18 protein-coding genes and 1 pseudogene are annotated in these 19,702 nt (G+C 47.6%); 12 read left to right on the forward strand and 7 right to left on the reverse strand.

Annotation, left to right across the window (positions count from 1 at the left end):
• Together VIM72_RS10360 and VIM72_RS10365 are read left to right on the forward strand one after the other, a co-directional pair.
• Positions 1-409, forward strand: a pseudogene (locus VIM72_RS10360) (DNA ligase-associated DEXH box helicase); the annotation flags it as partial.
• A 3-nt stretch (positions 410-412) separates the two neighbouring features.
• On the forward strand, positions 413-2,023 hold the full coding sequence (locus VIM72_RS10365; protein WP_332002763.1) for an ATP-dependent DNA ligase: 1,611 nt from the start codon (positions 413-415) through the stop codon (positions 2,021-2,023).
• Here VIM72_RS10365 and VIM72_RS10370 read toward each other — a convergent pair.
• Positions 1,985-3,379: an MFS transporter gene (locus VIM72_RS10370; RefSeq protein ID WP_332002764.1), complete on the reverse strand. Its 1,395-nt coding sequence runs from the start codon at positions 3,377-3,379 to the stop codon at positions 1,985-1,987. The genes VIM72_RS10365 and VIM72_RS10370 overlap by 39 nt on opposite strands.
• Before the next feature lie 108 nt (positions 3,380-3,487).
• Here VIM72_RS10370 and VIM72_RS10375 point away from each other — a divergent pair, with 108 nt between their 5' ends.
• From VIM72_RS10375 to VIM72_RS10385, 3 genes are read left to right on the forward strand one after another with little or no spacing between them, the layout of a single operon-like run.
• Complete coding sequence (locus VIM72_RS10375) at positions 3,488-3,982, forward strand: Lrp/AsnC family transcriptional regulator (protein ID WP_332002765.1); 495 nt, start codon at positions 3,488-3,490, stop codon at positions 3,980-3,982.
• 15 nt (positions 3,983-3,997) lie between these two features.
• The gene (locus VIM72_RS10380) at positions 3,998-4,606 is read left to right on the forward strand and encodes a hypothetical protein (protein WP_332002766.1); all 609 of its coding nucleotides are present in this window, start codon (positions 3,998-4,000) and stop codon (positions 4,604-4,606) included.
• A 60-nt stretch (positions 4,607-4,666) separates the two neighbouring features.
• Positions 4,667-5,377, forward strand: a complete 711-nt coding sequence (locus tag VIM72_RS10385) for a hypothetical protein (RefSeq protein ID WP_332002767.1) — start codon at positions 4,667-4,669, stop codon at positions 5,375-5,377.
• Here the strand turns inward: VIM72_RS10385 and VIM72_RS10390 are convergent.
• Positions 5,355-5,939, reverse strand: a complete 585-nt coding sequence (locus VIM72_RS10390; RefSeq protein ID WP_332002768.1) for a hypothetical protein — start codon at positions 5,937-5,939, stop codon at positions 5,355-5,357. The two genes, VIM72_RS10385 and VIM72_RS10390, sit on opposite strands and share 23 nt — an antisense overlap.
• 502 nt (positions 5,940-6,441) lie before the next feature.
• On the opposite strand from VIM72_RS10390, the gene VIM72_RS10395 reads away from it, so the two are divergent.
• The 3 genes from VIM72_RS10395 to VIM72_RS10405 all read left to right on the forward strand — a co-directional run bounded on the left by VIM72_RS10395 (position 6,442) and on the right by VIM72_RS10405 (position 8,822).
• On the forward strand, positions 6,442-7,299 hold the full coding sequence (locus VIM72_RS10395) for an AraC family transcriptional regulator (RefSeq protein WP_332002769.1): 858 nt from the start codon (positions 6,442-6,444) through the stop codon (positions 7,297-7,299).
• Positions 7,300-7,363: 64 nt separating this feature from the next.
• Complete coding sequence (locus tag VIM72_RS10400; protein WP_332002770.1) at positions 7,364-7,759, forward strand: ester cyclase; 396 nt, start codon at positions 7,364-7,366, stop codon at positions 7,757-7,759.
• A 31-nt stretch (positions 7,760-7,790) separates the two neighbouring features.
• Positions 7,791-8,822: an LD-carboxypeptidase gene (locus VIM72_RS10405; protein ID WP_332002771.1), complete on the forward strand. Its 1,032-nt coding sequence runs from the start codon at positions 7,791-7,793 to the stop codon at positions 8,820-8,822.
• On the opposite strand, the gene VIM72_RS10410 is transcribed toward VIM72_RS10405, so the two are convergent.
• Complete coding sequence (locus VIM72_RS10410; protein WP_332002772.1) at positions 8,823-10,148, reverse strand: NCS2 family permease; 1,326 nt, start codon at positions 10,146-10,148, stop codon at positions 8,823-8,825. It abuts the gene before it with no gap.
• Positions 10,149-10,200: 52 nt separating this feature from the next.
• Here VIM72_RS10410 and VIM72_RS10415 point away from each other — a divergent pair, with 52 nt between their 5' ends.
• Genes VIM72_RS10415 through VIM72_RS10425 form a run of 3 tightly spaced genes read left to right on the forward strand, consistent with a single transcriptional unit; the run spans position 10,201 to position 14,239 of the window.
• Positions 10,201-12,654, forward strand: coding sequence for a ligase-associated DNA damage response DEXH box helicase (locus tag VIM72_RS10415; protein WP_332002773.1), 2,454 nt, complete (start codon positions 10,201-10,203; stop codon positions 12,652-12,654).
• A 41-nt stretch (positions 12,655-12,695) separates the two neighbouring features.
• Positions 12,696-13,343 (forward strand): ligase-associated DNA damage response endonuclease PdeM, encoded by a 648-nt coding sequence (gene pdeM / locus VIM72_RS10420; protein WP_332002774.1) that lies wholly within the window; start codon positions 12,696-12,698, stop codon positions 13,341-13,343.
• Positions 13,340-14,239: a histone deacetylase gene (locus VIM72_RS10425; RefSeq protein WP_332002775.1), complete on the forward strand. Its 900-nt coding sequence runs from the start codon at positions 13,340-13,342 to the stop codon at positions 14,237-14,239. Before pdeM ends, VIM72_RS10425 begins: the two co-directional genes overlap by 4 nt.
• Here the strand turns inward: VIM72_RS10425 and VIM72_RS10430 are convergent.
• A complete protein-coding gene (locus VIM72_RS10430) occupies positions 14,236-14,886 on the reverse strand; it encodes an ABC transporter ATP-binding protein (protein ID WP_325639997.1) in 651 nt (216 codons plus the stop codon). The two genes, VIM72_RS10425 and VIM72_RS10430, sit on opposite strands and share 4 nt — an antisense overlap.
• Positions 14,887-14,986: 100 nt before the next feature.
• Between VIM72_RS10430 and VIM72_RS10435 the strand changes: the two genes are divergently transcribed.
• The gene (locus VIM72_RS10435) at positions 14,987-15,208 is read left to right on the forward strand and encodes a DUF2795 domain-containing protein (RefSeq protein ID WP_012794455.1); all 222 of its coding nucleotides are present in this window, start codon (positions 14,987-14,989) and stop codon (positions 15,206-15,208) included.
• 159 nt (positions 15,209-15,367) lie between these two features.
• On the opposite strand, the gene VIM72_RS10440 is transcribed toward VIM72_RS10435, so the two are convergent.
• The 3 genes from VIM72_RS10440 to VIM72_RS10450 all read right to left on the reverse strand — a co-directional run bounded on the left by VIM72_RS10440 (position 15,368) and on the right by VIM72_RS10450 (position 19,607).
• The gene (locus VIM72_RS10440) at positions 15,368-16,180 is read right to left on the reverse strand and encodes an enoyl-ACP reductase FabI (RefSeq protein ID WP_332002776.1); all 813 of its coding nucleotides are present in this window, start codon (positions 16,178-16,180) and stop codon (positions 15,368-15,370) included.
• A 251-nt stretch (positions 16,181-16,431) separates the two neighbouring features.
• Positions 16,432-18,087, reverse strand: coding sequence for a DNA repair protein RecN (recN, locus tag VIM72_RS10445; protein WP_332002777.1), 1,656 nt, complete (start codon positions 18,085-18,087; stop codon positions 16,432-16,434).
• Positions 18,088-18,119: 32 nt separating this feature from the next.
• A complete protein-coding gene (locus VIM72_RS10450) occupies positions 18,120-19,607 on the reverse strand; it encodes a tetratricopeptide repeat protein (protein WP_332002778.1) in 1,488 nt (495 codons plus the stop codon).
• Positions 19,608-19,702: the final 95 nt, after the last annotated feature.

A 19,702-nucleotide genomic window follows, 5' to 3' on the forward strand; every position in this document is an offset into this window, starting at 1 on the left:
GCATGAAGTGCTGTTACAGGAAGGCTGGCCTTTGCCTCCGGTAGAAAGAATCACTCCTGAAACACCTAAAGCAACCTTTAAAAATGCGGTAATCATTGCACCGCCTTCGGCGGAAGATAATGTATGGATGCGCAGGTTCCAACCTTACTCACTGGGCATATGCAGTGGCTGGATGCAGGTACGTGGTAATATGAGGCGCAGGAATGCAGATGCAGGCTTTGCGCTATCTGACCATGCCGACTGGGCCGGCCTGCTGGAAGCAGTTACCGCCACCGGCGCTGAACAGGTATATGCCACACATGGCTTCAGTAGCGTGTTTGCCCGTTACCTGACGGAGAAAGGTATTGCCGCACAGGAAGTAACTACTTCCTATGGCGACGAAGAAATTATTAATAACCCTGAATCTTAAGCCGTGCAACAATTTGCTGAACTGGTACAACTATTAAGCAACAGCACCAAAACCAACGAGAAGCTGGGGGCGCTGAGCCAGTACTTTGCCACAGCGCCGGATAAAGATAAAACATGGGTACTCGCATTGTTTTCCGGACGGCGGCCAAAACGGACGGTTAACAGCACCCAGCTGAAAACATGGTGCATGCAGGTTACCGGGCTGTCCGACTGGCTTTTTGAAGAATGTTATCATACCGTAGGCGATCTTGGTGAAACCATTGCATTGCTGCTTCCCCCACGGACAAAGCCAGTGGCAGCCCCTCTTCATTACTGGCTGGAACAGTTGCAGCAACTGGAAAAAGCAACGGAAGAAACCAAACAGGCGTTTATTTTACAGGCATGGGATGCATTGGATAACGGAGAAAGATTTGTGTTCAACAAACTGATCACCGGTGGTTTTCGTATAGGCGTGTCGCAGAAAATGATGGTGAATGCGCTGGCCAGAACTTACGACATCGAGCCCGCCACCCTTTCCCATATGATCAGCGGCAACTGGGATCCGCATAATGTCACCATAGAAGAACTGTTACATCAACATACCACCGGTGCGGATGCATCCAGGCCCTACCCCTTTTACCTTGCCTACGCGCTGGAAGGATCACCCGGAGCGCTGGGACCGGAAAAAGAATGGCAGGCGGAATGGAAATGGGATGGTATCCGTGGGCAGATCATCAAACGGGAAGGGCAACTGTTTGTATGGTCGAGGGGAGAAGAACTGATCACGGAAAAGTTCCCCGAGTTTGTACCCCTGAATACTGCGCTACCGGATGGAACAGTACTGGATGGGGAAATACTCACTTTTGACAATGGATTGCCACTACCTTTTCAAACATTGCAAACAAGAATTGGCCGCAAAAATGTAACCCGCAAACAGCTGCAGGAAGCGCCGGTCATCTTTCTAAGTTATGACCTGCTGGAATGGGAAGGAACAGATATCCGGGAAAAGACACTGGCAGAACGACGTGCCCTGCTGGAAACATTGGTACAAAACGTACAGGCGCCGATGTTACAACTTTCACCGGAAATCGTTTTCGATAGCTGGGATGAATTAACACAGCTGCGGTTACTATCGCGCGATAAAGGCAGCGAAGGACTAATGCTCAAAAGAAAAATGGCTGCTTACCAGGTAGGCCGCAAACGGGGCGACTGGTGGAAGTGGAAAATTGATCCGCTCACTATAGATGCAGTGATGATATATGCACAGAAAGGCCATGGCCGCCGTTCAAATTTATACACCGATTATACTTTTGCCGTGAAAGATGGCGAACAACTGGTACCCTTTACCAAAGCCTATTCCGGTCTTACAGATAAAGAAATTGCCGAAGTGGACAACTGGATCAAACGCCACTCCCTTGAAAAATTCGGACCGGTTAGAACAGTGCAGCCACAACTGGTATTTGAAATTGCTTTTGAAGGCATTGCTGCTTCCAATCGTCATAAATCAGGTGTGGCGCTGCGTTTCCCGCGTATTAACCGTTGGCGGAAAGATAAGCCCGTAGCGGAGATCAATACCCTGGAAGACCTGAAAGAACTATTACGGGTGAATGGCCATAACACCGGCACCGGCAGCTGATGCATTCTTCCGGTAAAATACCAATAGTTGTACAACAGACAATACCGCAATGATCACCAGCATGGTTAATGCTGCACCATAACTGCTCCATCCTCTGGTTGCTGCCAGCTGCATTATTAATCCTGCCAAAGACAGTCCCAGGCCGCCTCCCAGCGCATTAGCCGTACCGTTGATCCCCGAGGCAAGCCCTTGCTGTGGCTCCGGAACAGATTGCACAGCCAGGATAGTTACACAGGGAAATGTAATGGCCATACCAAATGAATTAATACAACCCGCCGCGCAGAGAATAAACAAAAAAGAATAATCCGTAAAATAACTGGCCATAAAGAACAGGATTCCGGCTCCCATAAACACATTACCCAGCATGCCTGTTTTTATCACACCCATTGTTCTGAAGAGATGTGGCAGGATAAATTTTGAAACAATGCCGGATAAAATACTGAAAGGAAACAACAGCAGTCCCGCCTGGGAGGAAGTGAAATGAAGATCCTGCTGCAGGTATAAAGTAAGCATGAAAATATAACTCAGGAAAATGCTGCCAAGCATTACTGCTCCGATGTTTCCTGTGATCACTCCATGCAACCGGAACAAACGGAGGTCTACTAACGGCGACGGATGTACGCGCTCCCGACGTATAAAAAATATACCCGCCGCAAGAAACAGTAACAGCCACAAACCATACTGCATATAGTGGTGGGTAATATTGCCAAGGTCGTGAATGAGCCATGCTGCGAGCATCATGAGGCCCGTGATCAGGATAGCGCTCAGGAGGTTATGCTCCGGTTTTACCGCCGGCTTTTCATCTGCCGGAATATAGATCATGGCCAGTATAATGGCTGATCCTATTACCGGCACATTAATAAAAAACACCCATTGCCAGCCAAGATAATTACTGATTAGGCCGCCGGTGGCAAGTCCCGTGGCAAACCCGATACCCGCCGTAGCGCCAAAAACTCCAAAGGCACGGTTCCTTTCAACAGGCTCCGTAAAGGTGTTGGTGATAACAGCCATCGCTGCCGGGATGGCCAGTGCCACGCCTGTGCCCTGCAAGGCCCTGCATATCAGCAACCAGGTAAAGTTCAGGGAAAATCCTGCCGCCAGGGATGCCAGTACAAAACAGCAGGCGCCGGTAACAAATACTTTTTTCTTCCCTATGGTATCTGCCAGCCGGCCGCCAAGTAATACAAGGCCGGCGTAAAATAATACATACACTGTTTGCACCCATTGAATGGCGTTTACACCGAAATGAAAAAATGATTCCATCTGTGGAATGGCCATGTTAAGCACGGATACATCCAATGCTTCAAAGAAAATAGCCATACAGGCTACGGTTAATATAATTCGTTCTTTTTTCACGGCACAAACCTATTAAAACATCTCAAAAGACATTTAATTCTCAAAAATTTAGAATAAACAGCTATAATCTTCTAATAAATCAGATATTTGTTCCAAATTGATACAGGCATGCCCGGTAAAAAAGAAAATAATACGGATATACAATTAAACCTGGATGAGAAAGATCTTGGTATCCTGAAATTATTACAACAGGATGCTAAAATGACCATCCGCGATATTGCCCGCCAGTTAAATCTCAGTACTACCCCGGTATATGAACGTATCCGGAAAATGGAGCAGGCAGGCGTTATCAAGCAATACGCCGCTATAGTGGACCCCAGGAAAATTAATAAGAGTCTTACCGTACTATGTTATATCACACTGAAAGAGCACAATAAAAAATGCGGCAGGAAATTTATTCAGGAAATACTCGGTTTTACAGAAGTAACCGAATGCCTGAATATCTCCGGTGAATTCGACTTCATGATCAAAGTACAGGTGAAAGACATGGATGAATACCGTGAATTTTATGTAAATAAACTTGGCGAATTAGATAATCTAAGCCATACACAAAGTATATTTGTTATCTCAGTGATTAAAGCTACACACCAGGTAGTTTTTTAACTATTCCCGATACCTATGTTACGTCTATACGCATTACTGTGTGCAGGATGCTGCTTCCTGATACCCGTTACAGCGCGGGCGCAATCACCGTTGTTTTCGCATGCGATAGGCGGAGGATTATTCACCACCCGCAATTTCCTGGGTGGAGGAATCGTTTATTCCCCCCGGCTGAATATGATACGTTTCTCCAACAAATCGGTATTATCGGCCGGGATGCAGCTTGGCCTGGGTACTTCTATCGGCGATAATTACAACAGCAACACAGGCGGCAATTCCACCAGTATCTTTATGATAAATGTACCATTCCTTCTGACCTGGAATTATGGTAATGCAGCCACCAGCCAGGCGCTTACAAAATGGGGATTTTTTGCGGGCGCCGGTTATGGATTTCAGAATTCCACCCGTAGTGTGGAATTTATAGATGATGAAGAAGTAACCACCAACCAGGTACATGTATCCGGTATTGCGCTTGGCGCCGGGATAAGATTTCCTGTTAGTCATCACTCATTTGGTATCAGTTGCTCCTATCTCTTCAATAACAATCAATATAACCCCGACATTCATGGTATTGCCGGCATCTCCGTTAATTACAATATAGGAGCAAAGGTGAGTAGTACAAGATAAAATGGTTGATAAAAACTACCGGCCCCTGTAACCAAGCGTTCACTTATCCGTTCCACTTGTATGAAACACCTTTACCTTTCACTGTTAGTATTTGCAACATTGCATGTTACCGCCCAAAAAAGATCATTTCAATCGGCTGTCGGAATAGGCGGCATAGGAGGCCATCATTATGGTGCAATGGCTTTCAGCTTTGAACCGAGATTCAATTTTTATGAGTTTTCTAAAAAGGAAAGTTTATCAATTGGCGCCTGCTTTGCAATAGGGCCTTCTGTGGGTAGTGACCGCCGTACTAACAAAGCGTATGATATGCCTGGTCCTATTCAACCAGGATGGATGGTAAATGTTCCCGTAACTATTAATTATACCTTTGGTAATGCTGCCACTCCGCATAGCTATAAATATATGGGTTATTCGGTTGGGGCAGGTTATGCAGCACACAATGGCTGGCGCCGTGTAGATGCCGGTCCGGGAATAGACACTACCGAAGTGCATGCACACGGCCTGGTGCTGGACGGCAGGATCAATTTTCCAATGGGTAATTCCTCGTGGAGCCTTCAGTCGTCCTACATGTTTAACTTCAGCAATAATAACCCTGATATCAAAGGCCTCTTCAGCATGTCGCTGCTCTATAACATAGGCATCCGTATACATGAGCACAGGGAGAAGGAGCGTTATAAACATCCCCGGGAATATTATCATGAGCTGGACCGGCAAATGAGACAGAAGAAAAGGGAAAACAAACGGAAAGCTATGGCGCCACAGGATTCATAAGATCAAACCCTGCATGAAAATCCAGGACGCCTGCGGCAGATTCCCCGGGATCAAAAACAACTACCATAGAACATACTGGTTTCCTTTTCCCGGAATTAGCCGTTTCAAAAGCAATTCCCAGCTTTTTATCTTCATACACTACAATCTTTCTGGCTTTATTGGCAGATTCATAAGCCTGTGCCTTCTGGGCACCAGGGTATGCTTTCCTGATAGCGGCAATTGTGCTTCCGGGGCCTACTCCCTTACTGGTTCTGAACTTCGGTGAATTCACCCGGATCTGTTTTACATATTGTGTATCCTGGGTGCGCATCGCAGTAAATACGGCCAGCATATGCGAAGAATCGATACTGTTATCTTTCCTGCGGCTGTACCAGATCCGCCAGGCTTTCATCATAGCTGCATCGCCACCGTCCGGTTTTCCTAATACGGAAAGGCTCTGGGCCGGGGCTTCAATATTTATCTGCCCTATAGATTTTCCGGGAGTGATGAGCCAGGCGCTTTTCTGCGCGGTTACCGCAGTGGAAGCGGACAGAAGTGATAAGAAAATAATGAGGAGACGCATAGCATCAGGTTTTGGAATTGATTTCAAAAATGCTGCCATTAATAGTAACGTTTTGTGTAGGGAAAAGTTAAAAAGGGAAAAGCGTAACCTGAAGCGTTTTCCGAATGATTTTATGTTCCAGTTAACGTTATTGAAAAAGAAGAGGTAGTCGCAAAATGCGACCACCATAAAAATTTGAAATTCTCTCCAAAATCTTCCCTATGTATTCACAGAACATGGAGCGGTAATGCCCGCCAGTATTTTGAACAGCGACAGGGCTATCGCGGTGAATATTCAGATTGTCCGCATTTTTATCAAAATGAGGGAAATGACACTTACACAAAAAGATATCCTGCTAAAGCTGGAACAATTGGAAACCCGTATAACAGGCCATGATGAACAGATAACATTAGTCTTTGAATATCTCAAACAATTACTAAGTTCTCCACAGGAACCACGGGTTCAAATCGGCTTTGTCCGGCACCCGGTTTAATCCTGCTGCGGATTCCCTTACCTTTGCCCCATGTTAGTCAAATTTCCAACAAACCAGGAAGGGCAACAGATCCTTAAAGCAGGTAACATCCATTTTGCTCAGCTGAAGCAAAGAAATAAAGCCGAAAAACGCACCGTATTCCTCACGGAAAATGTAATGATATTTGTGTTAACCGGGCATAAGCTGTTGCACTTCGACCAGCATACGGTGAAGGTGGAAGCAGGTTCCATGCTATTGATGAAACGCGGCTTCTACGTGATGTCTGATTTTGTGGAAGAAGGTTTACAGTTTCAAAGTTTGCTGTTATATTTTTCAGATGAACAACTGCGCAGGTTCCTGCACAAATACAATTATACGACGCCGGTTAAAGCTGCTTCCACCAATTATCTCACTGTTCCCATTACCCCTTTATTGGAGGCTTTCAGAGAACAGTATACTATTTATTTCAGGGAGGAACCATCTACCCTGGCGGCTTTACTGTCTGTAAAATTATATGAGGCATTCCTGTTATTGCTGGGCACTCCACAGCATGCTTCCGTACTTGCTTTTATACAGCAGATTGTATACGCCCAGCCACAGGACATTACCTTTATTGTAAAACAGCACTTGTTCCAGCCGGTTACCCTGGACGAAATGGCAAGGTTATCCGGTCGCAGCCTGGCTTCTTTTAAACGTGATTTCCAGCAGCAATACCAAACATCTCCCCGCCGGTGGATCAATGAACAACGGCTGTCTTATGCACGCACATTGCTGGAAACCACTACACAACAGGTAGCCGAAATAGCCGTCACCTGTGGCTTTGAAAGCACATCGCACTTTATCCGCATCTTCAAACAGCGCTACGGCGTTACGCCCAATCATGTAAGAGCCAAAAAAGCGATCATCTGAGCTTTTCCCGTTACCAGCCGTAAATATTCCGCGATAATTTTGTGTACATAAAAAAAAGAAGAAGATGCAAACATTATCAGAAAAGAATAAGGCAGTGGTAAAACGCTTTAATGAAGAGTTCCTGGTGAAAGGTAACCTCCAGGCATTTGAAGAAATAGTAGCTCCGGATTTTATTAATCACACAGGGCCTGAAGGCAGCAAAGACCGTAACGCCACCCGCGATTTTATTTTAAAATTATTACATCCTGCTATGCCGGATCTTCAGCTGGAAATTTTTGATATGATAGCGGAAGATGATAAAGTAGTTACCCATAAAGCATTTACAGGCACCTTCACCGCCCCTTTTATGGGACAGGCGCCAACCGGCAGGAAAGCTACCCTGCGCATTATTGATATCATCCGGTTGAAAGATGAACAATACATTGCCCACTGGTCTATCCGCGAAATGATCACTGCATAGTTATCTGCTGAAATATGCTTATTTTAAGCGTATGAACCGCAAACACTTTTTGTCTGCCCTTATTACCACCGGCGCAGGATTACCGGCGCTGCAAACGCTTGCCAGCATTGGCTTACCCGTTCCTTCCGGTAAAAAGGAGCCACTTGTGCCTCCTTACCTGAAACCCGGCGATATCATTGGCATCACCTGCCCCGCGGGGTACATTAACAGGGAGGAGATACAACCTGCCATCCGGATTATGGAAAGCTGGGGTTTTAATATACGTATAGGCAAAACCGTTGGCGACCGCGACTACAGCTTCGGCGGCACTGATGCCAAAAGACTGGCCGACCTGCAGGCCATGCTGAACGATGATGATGTGAAAGCCATTATGTGTGGGCGTGGTGGCTATGGCACCGCACGGATCATTGACAAGCTCGATTTTTCCCGTTTCCAGCGGAAACCCAAATGGGTGATCGGCTTTAGTGATGCTACCGTATTACATTGCCATATTGGCCGGCACTTCGGCATAGCCTCCCTGCATTCCAAAATGTGCAACAGCTTCCCGGATGATTTCGGAAAATCAGAACCTGTTATCCAGGATACCATCATGTCTATTTACCAGGCGCTCACCGGTAAAAAAATGCAGTACAGCACAGCACCGGATACCCGTAACCGGAAAGGGAAAGCACGTGGCGTGATCACCGGCGGCAATCTTTCCATTATCCAAAGTATGTCGGGCACCGACTCTGAAATTGATACAAACGGAAAGATCCTGTTCCTGGAAGAAGTGGGGGAATATCCGTATAGCCTCGACCGTATGTTGGGCACCCTTCAGCGCTCGCATAAGCTGGATAACCTAGCGGGCCTTATCATTGGCGGGTTTAACCGTATTAAACCGGATGATCCCGGCGAAGAATTTGGCAGAACGGTATACGATATGGTTCTGGAAAAAGTAAAGGATTTCAGTTACCCGGTATGTTTCAATTTCCCCGTAGGGCATCAGAAAAATAACTATGCGCTTAAATGTGGTATGATGCATACCCTTTACGTGGGCGACGATGCCGTTACGCTGAAAGAATAATTACTTCACGAGGAAAGTAATGACAAACAACACTGCCAGTACATACATCACAGGGCTGATGCTTTTGTATTGCCCGGTTAATACTTTCAGTAATACATAAGACAACATACCAAACACGATCCCTTCTGCAATGCTGTAGCTGTAAGGCATCATCACAATAGCTAAAAACGCGGGAATCGCTTCTGTTACATCATTGAAATTTATTTTGGTCACCGCTCCCATCATCAGCATACCTACAATGATCAGGGCGGGTGCTGTAGCCGCCTGCGGGATCATGGCAAATACCGGTGCAAAGAACAGGGAAAGCAGGAACATAACGGCCACTGTAAGGGCTGTTAAACCCGTTTTACCTCCCGCTGCAATACCACTGGCACTTTCCACGTAGGCTGTTACTACGCTGGTGCCTAACAAACCTGCAGCGGTAGTGCCCACCGCATCTGCCATCAACGCCTGCTTGGCGCGGGGCAGGCGTCCATTCTCATCCAGCAGCCCGGCTTTATTGCAAAGCCCTATCAATGTACCTACGGTATCAAAAAGATTTACCATCAGCAGGGTAAACAGGATCATCACCATATCCAGGGTGAATATCTTATCGAACTCTAATTTGAAGGCTACGGGCGCCAGCGAGGGTGGCAGGCTTACCAGGTGGCCGTTTGCCGGGAAATGCGTGATCCCCAGCGGGATCCCTACCACCGTGGCAGCGAGTATGCCAATCAGTAAAGCGGCATTCACATTACGGTACATCAGTACAGCGCTCACAATCAGCCCTATCAACGCAACCAGGGGCCCAACACTGGTAATGTTCCCCATCTTCAGGATCACGCCGTCCAGTTTTCCGTCGCCCACATGATGCATGCCCGTTTCAATAATACCCGCATTGGCCATCCCTATCAATGCAATCAATAAGCCGATGCCCACTGAAATAGCGTGCTTCAGGTTTTCCGGTATGCTGTTGATGATCGCCTCCCGGATCCGGAACATCGACAAAAAAATAAAAATAATTCCCTCCAGGAACACGGCGGTCAACGCAAACTGCCAGCTATAACCCATAGCCGATACAATGGTGTAGGCAAAAAAAGCATTCAATCCCATTCCCGGCGCCACGCCTATAGGCAGCCTGGCATATAACGCCATCACCAGCGTACCAATAGCCGCCGCCAGCGCTGTGGCAGTGATCAGTGCATTAAAATCCATTCCTGTGCGCGACAGTATACTGGGATTAACGGCCAGTATATATGCCATTGTGGAAAAGGTAGTTAACCCTGCCAGTATTTCTTTTTTTACAGTTGTCTTGTGTTCGGTGAGATGGAAAAATTTTGCGAGCATAACGCAAAAATAAGCGTTTCACGATTTATCATTTTATGCTAATTTCATTCCTATGCAACAACGTTCGGGTGGATGGAAAGTGATCAATAACTGGCTGGGCGAAAAGGACCTGAAGCCCTTCAAATTCCAGGAGGATGCCTGGAAAGCTTACCTGCAGGGCAAATCGGGGATCGTAAATGCCCCTACCGGCTTCGGAAAAACCTTCTCCCTGTTCCTGGGAGCCGTTATCGCATGGATAGATGCGCACCCGAAAGACTATACCCGTAAAACAAAAAATGGCTTACAGCTTTTATGGATAACACCCCTGCGTGCACTTGCCAAAGACCTGGGAAGGGCCATGGAAAGCGCCCTGCAGGAACTCAACATTCCCTGGCAGGTGGGCATCCGCAGCGGCGATACCCCTGTTTCCACACGGGCTGCACAAAAAAAGCAGATGCCCGAAGTGCTGATCATCACACCGGAAAGTTTACACCTGCTGCTGGCCCAGAAAGAATACCCCTCTGTATTTAAGCACCTGCACACCGTTGTGGTAGACGAATGGCATGAGCTTATAGGCAGCAAGCGCGGTGTGATGGTGGAGCTTGGCCTCAGCCGCCTGAGAGGACTGCGTGAAAACCAGTTGAAGGTATGGGGGATCTCTGCTACTATCGGCAATCTCGACGAAGCAATGGAAGTGTTGCTGGGACCGTATCACAGCGATGGGCTTATCATCCGCGCCAAACTAAAAAAGAATATTGCCCTGAAAAGCGTGATCCCCCACGAAATAGAAAATTATCCCTGGGCAGGGCACCTGGGGATCAAAATGCTGCCGCAGGCGCTTCCTGTTATCAACGACAGTCAAACCACGCTGATATTCACCAATACCCGGTCCCAATCAGAGCTGTGGTACCAGGCCCTGCTACGGGAAGATCCCATGCTGGCCGGCGCACTGGCCCTGCATCATGGGTCTATAGACATGGAACTGCGCATATGGGTGGAAGAAGCGCTGCACAATGGGATTCTGAAAGCGGTGGTATGTACCGCCAGCCTGGATCTGGGCGTGGATTTCCGGCCGGTCGACAGCGTGATACAGGTGGGCAGCCCCAAAGGGGTGGCCCGGTTCCTACAGAGAGCCGGCCGTAGCGGACATCAGCCCGGCGCCATCAGTAAAATTTTCTTCCTGCCCACGCATGCACTGGAACTGGTAGAGGCGGCTGCGCTCAAAGCCGCTATGGAACAGGACCTTATTGAAAGCAGGATGCCGGTATTGCTCGCTTACGACGTTTTACTCCAATACCTGATGACACTGGCAGTATCCGACGGCTTTCACGCCAGTGATATCTGGGAAGAAGTACGGCAGACCTTCTGTTACCAACATATCACGGAAGATGACTGGCAGTGGCTCCTTTCTTTTCTTACCACTGGTGGCGATGCATTGGGCAGCTATGATGAATTCAAAAAAGTAGAACGGGAAGGCAATTTCTATATCTGCCGCAGCCGCATGATGGCCATGCGCCACCGTTTACACATTGGTACCATTGTAAGCGACGCCATGCTGAAAGTAAAGTTCATGAGCGGCGGCTATATTGGCGTGATAGAAGAAAGCTTTATTTCCCGGTTATCGCCCGGCGACTCCTTTACGCTGGCTGGCCGCAATCTTGAATTTGTGCTGATCAAGGATATGACCGTGCTGGTACGTAAATCCAATTCCAAAAGATCTATTGTGCCCAGCTACCAGGGCGGCCGTATTCCCCTGTCGTCTAACCTGGGGCGCATGCTCCGGGAAAAATTCAATGAAGCCCTCTCGCGGAACACAAAAGATCCCGAACTGATCGCCCTGCAGCCGCTGTTCAATTTGCAGGAAGAGCTGTCGCACATTCCAAAGGCCGGAGAGCTGCTGATTGAACAGATCACTACCAAAGACGGTTATCATCTTTTCGTATATCCCTTTGAAGGAAGGCTGGTACATGAAGTAATGGCAGCGCTGCTGGCCTACCGGATAAGCCGTATCCAGCCCATTACTTTTTCTATGGCCATGAACGACTATGGCTTCGAATTGCTATCTGACCAGCCTATCCCGTTAACAGCCGAAAATGCCAAACAGTTATTTTCTACCGAAAACCTGCTCACAGAACTGCAAACCAGTGTAAACGCTACGGAAATGGCACGCCGTAAGTTCCGCGATATCGCAGTGATAGCCGGTCTGATATTCCAGGGTTATCCCGGCAAGCACAAAGCCAACCGTCACCTGCAATCATCGGCTTCGCTGCTGTTCAATGTATTCAGGGATTACGATCCTCAAAACCTGCTGCTGAAACAGGCGTTCAATGAAGCGTTCTTTTACCAGATGGAAGAAGCCCGTTTGAGGGAAACGCTGGAACGTATTGCAGTAAGCCGGATTGTGATCACCACGCCGCAAAAGCTCACGCCTTTCTGCTTCCCCATTAAAGTAGACAGTTTGCGTGATACCATGACCAGCGAAAAGCTGGAAGACAGGATCAAAAAATTGATCACGGTGAACGGCTAAGAAATCTCTAATTTGCACTTCATTAAAAAACAGTTGAACCAGTGGTTGGGGAAATATTTCACTTTCAGGAGCAGCATTGGCATTTGTTGCCACAGCGGGCAATTTTTTGGGAAGAAGAGAAAGCGCTGATCCTTTCGGATCTGCACCTGGGGAAAGCGGCTCATTTCAGGAAGGCAGGAATTGCCGTGCCGGCGGGCATTGTACAGGAAGACCTGTTCCGGTTGCAACAGCTGATCACCCGTTACCTGCCGGAGCGGATCATTATAGTGGGCGATATGTTCCATAGCCGGGAGAACAACGAAGTACAGTATTTCAGGTTATGGCGGCAACAGTTTTCCCGGATCTCCTTCGACCTGGTAAAAGGCAACCATGATATCATGCCCGATGATGTGTACGGGCAATTGCAGATCAATGTACATCCTGCGCTTACCCTGCGTAACATTCATTTTATTCATGAGCCTTGTGAAGATGCCAATGGCTTCGCCTATACTTTTTCCGGGCACCTGCACCCGGCTTTCGTGATGCAGGGAGCCGGCAGGCAGCGACTGCGTTTACCCTGTTTCTATTTTGGCCGTTATTGCGGCATTTTACCCGCTTTTGGCCACTTTACCGGCTCGGCTACCCTTGACCCTGATGAAAGGGATCCTGTGTTTGTAATAGCCGGGAAATCGATTATACGCGCACAATGAAAATTGCCAGTCACGATATATATACCCATCCCCTGCCGGCCGACCATCGCTTCCCGATGCTCAAGTATGAACTGATACCTGCACAGCTGCTGCGGGAAGGTATTATTACACCCGGGCAGTTATTTGCCCCTGAACCCGCTACGGAGGAAAGCATCCTCCTCACGCATACAGCTGAATACTGGCATAAGCTGAGGGATCAAACACTGGAACCGCGGGAGCAGCGGAAGATAGGGTTCCCGCAGTCGCCCGCCCTCACTTTAAGGGAGATAGTGATTACGCAGGGCACCATTGATATTTCGCTGCATGCGCTGGATCATGGCATTGGTTTTAACGTGGCGGGAGGCACCCATCACGCATTTGCAGATCATGGGGAAGGTTTCTGCCTGCTCAACGATTTTGCTGTTGCCGCCAATTACCTGTTACACAGGCAACTCATCCGGCAGGCGCTGGTGATAGACCTGGACGTTCACCAGGGTAATGGTACTGCCGCGCTGTTTGCAGATAACCCTCATGTATACACGTTTAGTATGCATGGTGCGCATAATTATCCCTTTCATAAAGAGACATCCGACTGGGATATTCCCCTGGCAGACGGCATGGATAACGGCGCCTATCTGCAGTTGCTGGAAGAAGCTTTACCTGTGCTGATTAACCGGGTAAAACCCGATCTTGTTTTTTATCTCTCCGGGGTGGATATACTGGAAACTGATAAGTTCGGAAAGCTGAAAATAACGCAGCAGGGCTGCCTGGAGCGGGATGAAATGGTTTTCCATTCACTGCGGCAACATCATATCCCCTGCGCGGTGGCCATGGGAGGTGGCTATTCCACCCATATCCGCGATATCGTAAATGCGCACTGTAATACTTTTAAGGCAGGCATCCGTATCTACGGCTAAATAATTTTCCCGTCCTTCATTACCAGCTGACGGTCGCTCATAGGCGCCAGTTCTTCATTGTGCGTAACAATGATGAAGGTTTGTTTCAGCTGGTCCCGCAGTTCCATGAAAAGGTGATGCAGCTCCCTGGCGTTACGGGAGTCGAGGTTACCGGTTGGCTCATCGGCCATTACCACATCCGGATCGTTGATCAGGGCGCGCGCCACGGCTACCCTTTGTTGCTCTCCGCCGGAGAGGGCGTTGGGTTTGTGCTCAAGCCGGTCTTTGAGGCCCAGCGTTTCCAGCAGGAATACGGCTTTTTCCTTTACCTGGCTTTTCCGGGCGCCGGCAATGTAGCCGGGGATACAAACATTTTCAAGGGCGGTGAATTCCGGCAGCAGGTGATGGAACTGGAAAATAAAGCCAATATGACGGTTCCTGAAATCGGCCAGGGTGTTTCCCTTTAAAGCCGTCAGATTGACATCATTCAGCCATACCTCCCCGGCAGTAGGCGTATCAAGGGTTCCGAGAATATGCAGCAAAGTGCTTTTGCCGGCTCCGGATGATCCCACGATAGTTACTATCTCCCCCTTACTGACAGTAATATCCACCCCTTTTAATATGGGTAAATTGGAATAATTTTTGGTAACATTGCGAGCGGTTAGCATAACCCAAAGAAAAGTAATTAACCGATAAAATAGTAAAAGTTGTTTATTTCAAATTAAATAATACTTTTGCGGAAAATTAAAAAGTAAAAATTTTAATAAGATGTACTGGACATTAGAATTAGCTTCATACCTGGAGGACGCTCCATGGCCAGCTACTAAAGACGAACTTATCGACTACGCCATTCGTTCCGGTGCACCGATCGAAGTAATCGAGAACCTTCAGGAGCTGGAGGATGAGGGAGAAATTTATGAGGGGATTGAAGATATTTGGTCTGATTATCCGTCACAGGACGACTTCTTCTTTAACGAAGATGAATATTAGCCACTATCGCTTACCGCACACTCCCGTTTTACTATGACAAATAATTACTAAGCCGCTCCTGATAAGGAAGCGGCTTTTATTTTGGTATTTAATGATCCGGCGATGCTGCAATGATGATCCTATCATTTGCTACATCGCCGGGCTCAGTAAATAAAGCTATTATTTTTCCATCTGGTCGATCACTGGCTTGGATACACCGGTGAAGGAGAAACCTCCGTCGTGGAACAGGTTCTGCATAGTCACCATCCTGGTGAGGTCGGAGAACATGGCCACAGCGTAGTTAGCGCATTCGTCTGCAGTGGCGTTACCCAGTGGGCTCATTTTTTCTGCGTAGGACATAAAGCCATCGAAACCTTTCACACCGCCACCTGCAGTTGTTTTAACCGGCGACTGGGAGATGGTATTTATGCGTACTTTCTTGTGGGTGCCGTAATGGTAGCCGAAACTGCGAGCAATTGATTCCAGCAGGGCTTTGGCATCTGCCATTTCTCCATAGTCCGGGAATACGCGCTGAGCTGCGATATAAGACATTGCAATCACAGAAGCCCATTCGTTCAGTGCATCCAGCTTATAAGCTGTTTGCAGCACGCGGTGCAGTGACATTGCGGAGATATCAAATGTTTTGTGATTAAAATCGTAATCCAGGTCGGTATAGCTTCTGCCTTTACGGATGTTCATACCCATAGCAACAGAGTGGAGAACGAAGTCGATCTTGCCTCCAAAATGCTCCATGGATTTGTTGAACAGGTTGGTCAGATCATCCATATTGGTAACATCAGCCGGAATAACAGGTGCTTTACAGGTTTCCGCCAGTTTGTTGATCTCACCCATACGCAGGGCAATAGGGGCATTGGTAAGCACAATTTCAGCGCCTTCTTCCACGCAACGCAGTGCTGTTCTCCAGGCAATAGACTTGTCGTCCAGTGCGCCAAAGATGATACCTTTCTTCCCTTTTAATAAGTTATGAGCCATTTGGTCAAAAATTAATTTCGGCAAAAATAGTCGTTATAGTTGAAAAAAAAAGCTGTTAGCTCTCCGCAACGGCATTTAGATGGTTTTATACCAGCTAAAGGCAGCCTGCTAAAGGCTAACAGCTAATATGGAATGGTTTTTACGCAATAGCAGCTATAAAGCAGCTACTGCGGCATAGCAATTATATATTGATGGCTGTTATGAAGCGTTATTACCGGATATTATGTTACGCAGTTATAAAACGGCAGTTATCAGTGTATAGCCAGCATTTCGCGGGCGTTTTCCAGCGCGGCAGCGGTGGGCCGCTCTCCGCTCAGCATCTGGGCAATCTTATTCACCCTTTCATCCGGTGATAACAAACGTACACTGGTAGTGACCTTATCGGCTTTGGCATCTTTATACACAAAGTAATGCGCATCTGCTTTGCCCGCAATCTGCGGCTGATGGGTAATACAGATGATCTGGTGCGATTTGGCAAGGCCTTTCAGGATAACACCCACCTGGCGGGCCGCTTCTCCCGAAATCCCCGTGTCAATTTCATCGAAGATCAGGGTAGGGAGTGCTACTGACTGCGCTACCAGCGATTTGATACATAACATAATACGGCTCAACTCACCACCGGATGCCACCTTGCCTACCGGCGCAAACTGGTTGCTCTTATTGGCATCAAACAGGAATTCGATGGTATCCTGTCCATATGGATTGAGCTCCCCGGGCGTGATAGCCACTTTCAGGCGGGCATTAGGCATACCTACCTGCGCAAGCAGGGCATTCACATGTTTTTCAAAAGGCCCGGCCTGTTCCTGGCGGTGACCGGTGATAACGCCGGCTGCTTTCGTCAGGCTTTCTTTCAACCGTGTTTGTTCCTGCTCCAATGATGCCAGCTGCTCATCCAGGTTCAGCACATCATCTACCTTCTGTGTCAGCGTTTCCTTTATGGCCAGCAGTTCATCCGTGGTTTGTACGCCATGTTTCTTGAACAACCGGTAACCCAGCGCCATCCTTTCATTCACCAGTTCTATCCGTTGCGCATCGTATTGTACATGATCGTTAATACTTTCCACTTCCCCGGCAATATCCTGAAGCTCAAGATAGGTGGATAGCAGTCGTTCAGCCACTGCGGGTACATCTTTATGAAAACCCGACAATCCCTGCAGGGATGATTGCAGCTGCTTTAACTGCTGCAGGATGGGCTGTTCATCTTCTTTCAGCTGAAAATAAACACGGTTAAGTGTATTCTTGATCTCTTCCGCGTGGCTTAATGTTTGCAGCTCCGCTTCCAGGTCTTCTATTTCGTTGGGGTTAAAACCTGCTTCCGCCAGTTCATCGAGGAGGAAACGGTTATAGTCCAGCTCTTTATTGGCATTGTCGCGGTTATCCAGCAGTTGTTTATATTTCTTCTGTACCTGTGTGTACTGGATAAACTCCTGGTGATATTGCTGCAATTCGGCGGGCTTGTTCACCAGTGCATCAATCACTTCCCGTTGGAAATCCGCATTACCGAGCGCCAGTGTATCAAACTGCTGGTGCAGGTCTACCAGGTAACCACTGAGCTCTGCCAGCTGGGAGATATTCACCGGCGTATCGTTTACAAAGGCTCTTGATTTACCGGCGGCACTTACTTCTCTTCTTATGATCAGCTGATCTTCCAGGTCCAGTTCATGTTCCTGGAAGAAATCGGCCACCTGTGATTTTTTTACTTTAAAAAATCCTTCTATGATGCATTTGCCGGTTTTATCGAACAATACTCCCGGGTCCGCTCTTTCTCCCAGTATCAGGGAAAGGGCCCCGAGCAGAATAGATTTACCTGCACCGGTTTCCCCGGTAATCACGTTGAGGTTTCCTGAGAAGTCTACTTCCAGGTGATCGATAATTGCGTAATTCTTGATGGTTAATCGCTGTAACATAAGTAAGGAAATTCCTTTATGATGTTGAAAGCTCAGGTTCCGTTAACCCGCTGCATCCCTGCTTTGGCGCGCTGGTCAAGGGAGTTTTTATAATCATGGCCTTTCATGTTCAGACAACGCTGATAACATTCTATGGCTTTGGCTTTATCGTTTCTTTTTTCATAAATGTAACCCATTTGGAGGGAAGCGCGGGCCGCATAATATTCCGGCCTGTTGCTGCCTACTTTTATGGTTACTTCATACATGGCGATGGCCTGATCGTCCTGCCCGCTTTCGTCGTAAATGCGGCCCAGTCGGTAGGCATATTCCAGTTTATCTTCCATTGCCGGGAATTCTGCCGCTTTTTTTGTGAGCAGTAATGCCAGCGCTTTGGTGAAATACCCGCCATCGCTCAGTAAACGCACCCGCAACAGGAAAGGGTTGGGCCATTTACCGGTTTTGGCTTCCTTCAATGCCTGCTTATCTGCATCCGTTTCCAGCCCGCCTTTTGTGAGGATCAAAGCCCGGTATTTATCTGCCGCCGCCTGGTTCCCTTCCAGGTAATAGTACCAGCTGAGCCGCTGCAGGCACTCCTTCACATAAAACTTGCCTTTGAAGTTATTGACAAACCGTTCCAGGTAAATATGCGCATCCTGGTCTAACCTCGTTAGTTTCAGTAAGCCCATTACATAGTTGTAATACTGGATGTCCGCATACTCCGCTGTATCATTACGCTCCTGGAGCACTTTTATCCCAGTGGCAGCCTTCTGGTTGTTCAGTGACAGGTTAGCCACCATTAAAGCAAACAGGTAGTTGTTCTTTGTATCCAGCTGTTTTCTTTGCAGGAATTCCCACGTTTCTTCCGGTTTATTCACAATAAACAACATCAGGTAGCAGTAATAGTAGTAGGATTCTTCCCGGAATAACTTTGCTTCCGGCGCATTGCTCTCAATGAACTTGTTCACATTGGCCATCCCGTCTTTCATACTCCCCTTAAGGCCCAGGATATTGGTAATCCACTTGTATCCTTCCGGAATGGTCCCGAATACGGTTTGCATAGCGCCCAGCAACAGGTTGTTAGGCACAAAACCAGGAAACCGCTGCTGGTTTTCTTTCAGCATCATGTATGCCTTCCGGATCTCCCAGGTGGCATCCCATTTTTCATCAAACTTTATTTTGATCAGCGCCCACTGGAACTTGATCGCCGCCTGTGTGTACAGGTAGTAAGGAGAATCCGGTGATCCTTCCGCCATTTTATTCAGCCGGAACGACCGCAGGCTCCTTTTCTTTGAATACTCTGCAGGATCTTCATTAAAGAAGAGCGGGAAAAAATCCGCATAGTTATCCAGGAAATAAGGCGCCAGATTATCCGGGTGCTCTTTTTTCTCTGCTTCCAGCAAAGCCCTTCCGGTGTTTAACCTCAACTGCATGATAGCATCATATGCCTGCTCACAGCGGGTATTAAAATCAAAAACTTTCTGCCTGGCGCTCACGTTAAATCCAACACTCAACAATAACAACAAAGAAAAAATAATACGCATACGGAAAAATTCCAGAATTAAAGGCCAAATCTCCCATAACATCTTCCAAATCCCAAATAACACTTCACATTTTTTAAAGTTGTATTGTTTAGCTA

The sequence above is a fragment of the Chitinophaga sp. genome, from assembly GCF_036569185.1.
In the GTDB taxonomy this organism is placed as follows: domain Bacteria; phylum Bacteroidota; class Bacteroidia; order Chitinophagales; family Chitinophagaceae; genus Chitinophaga.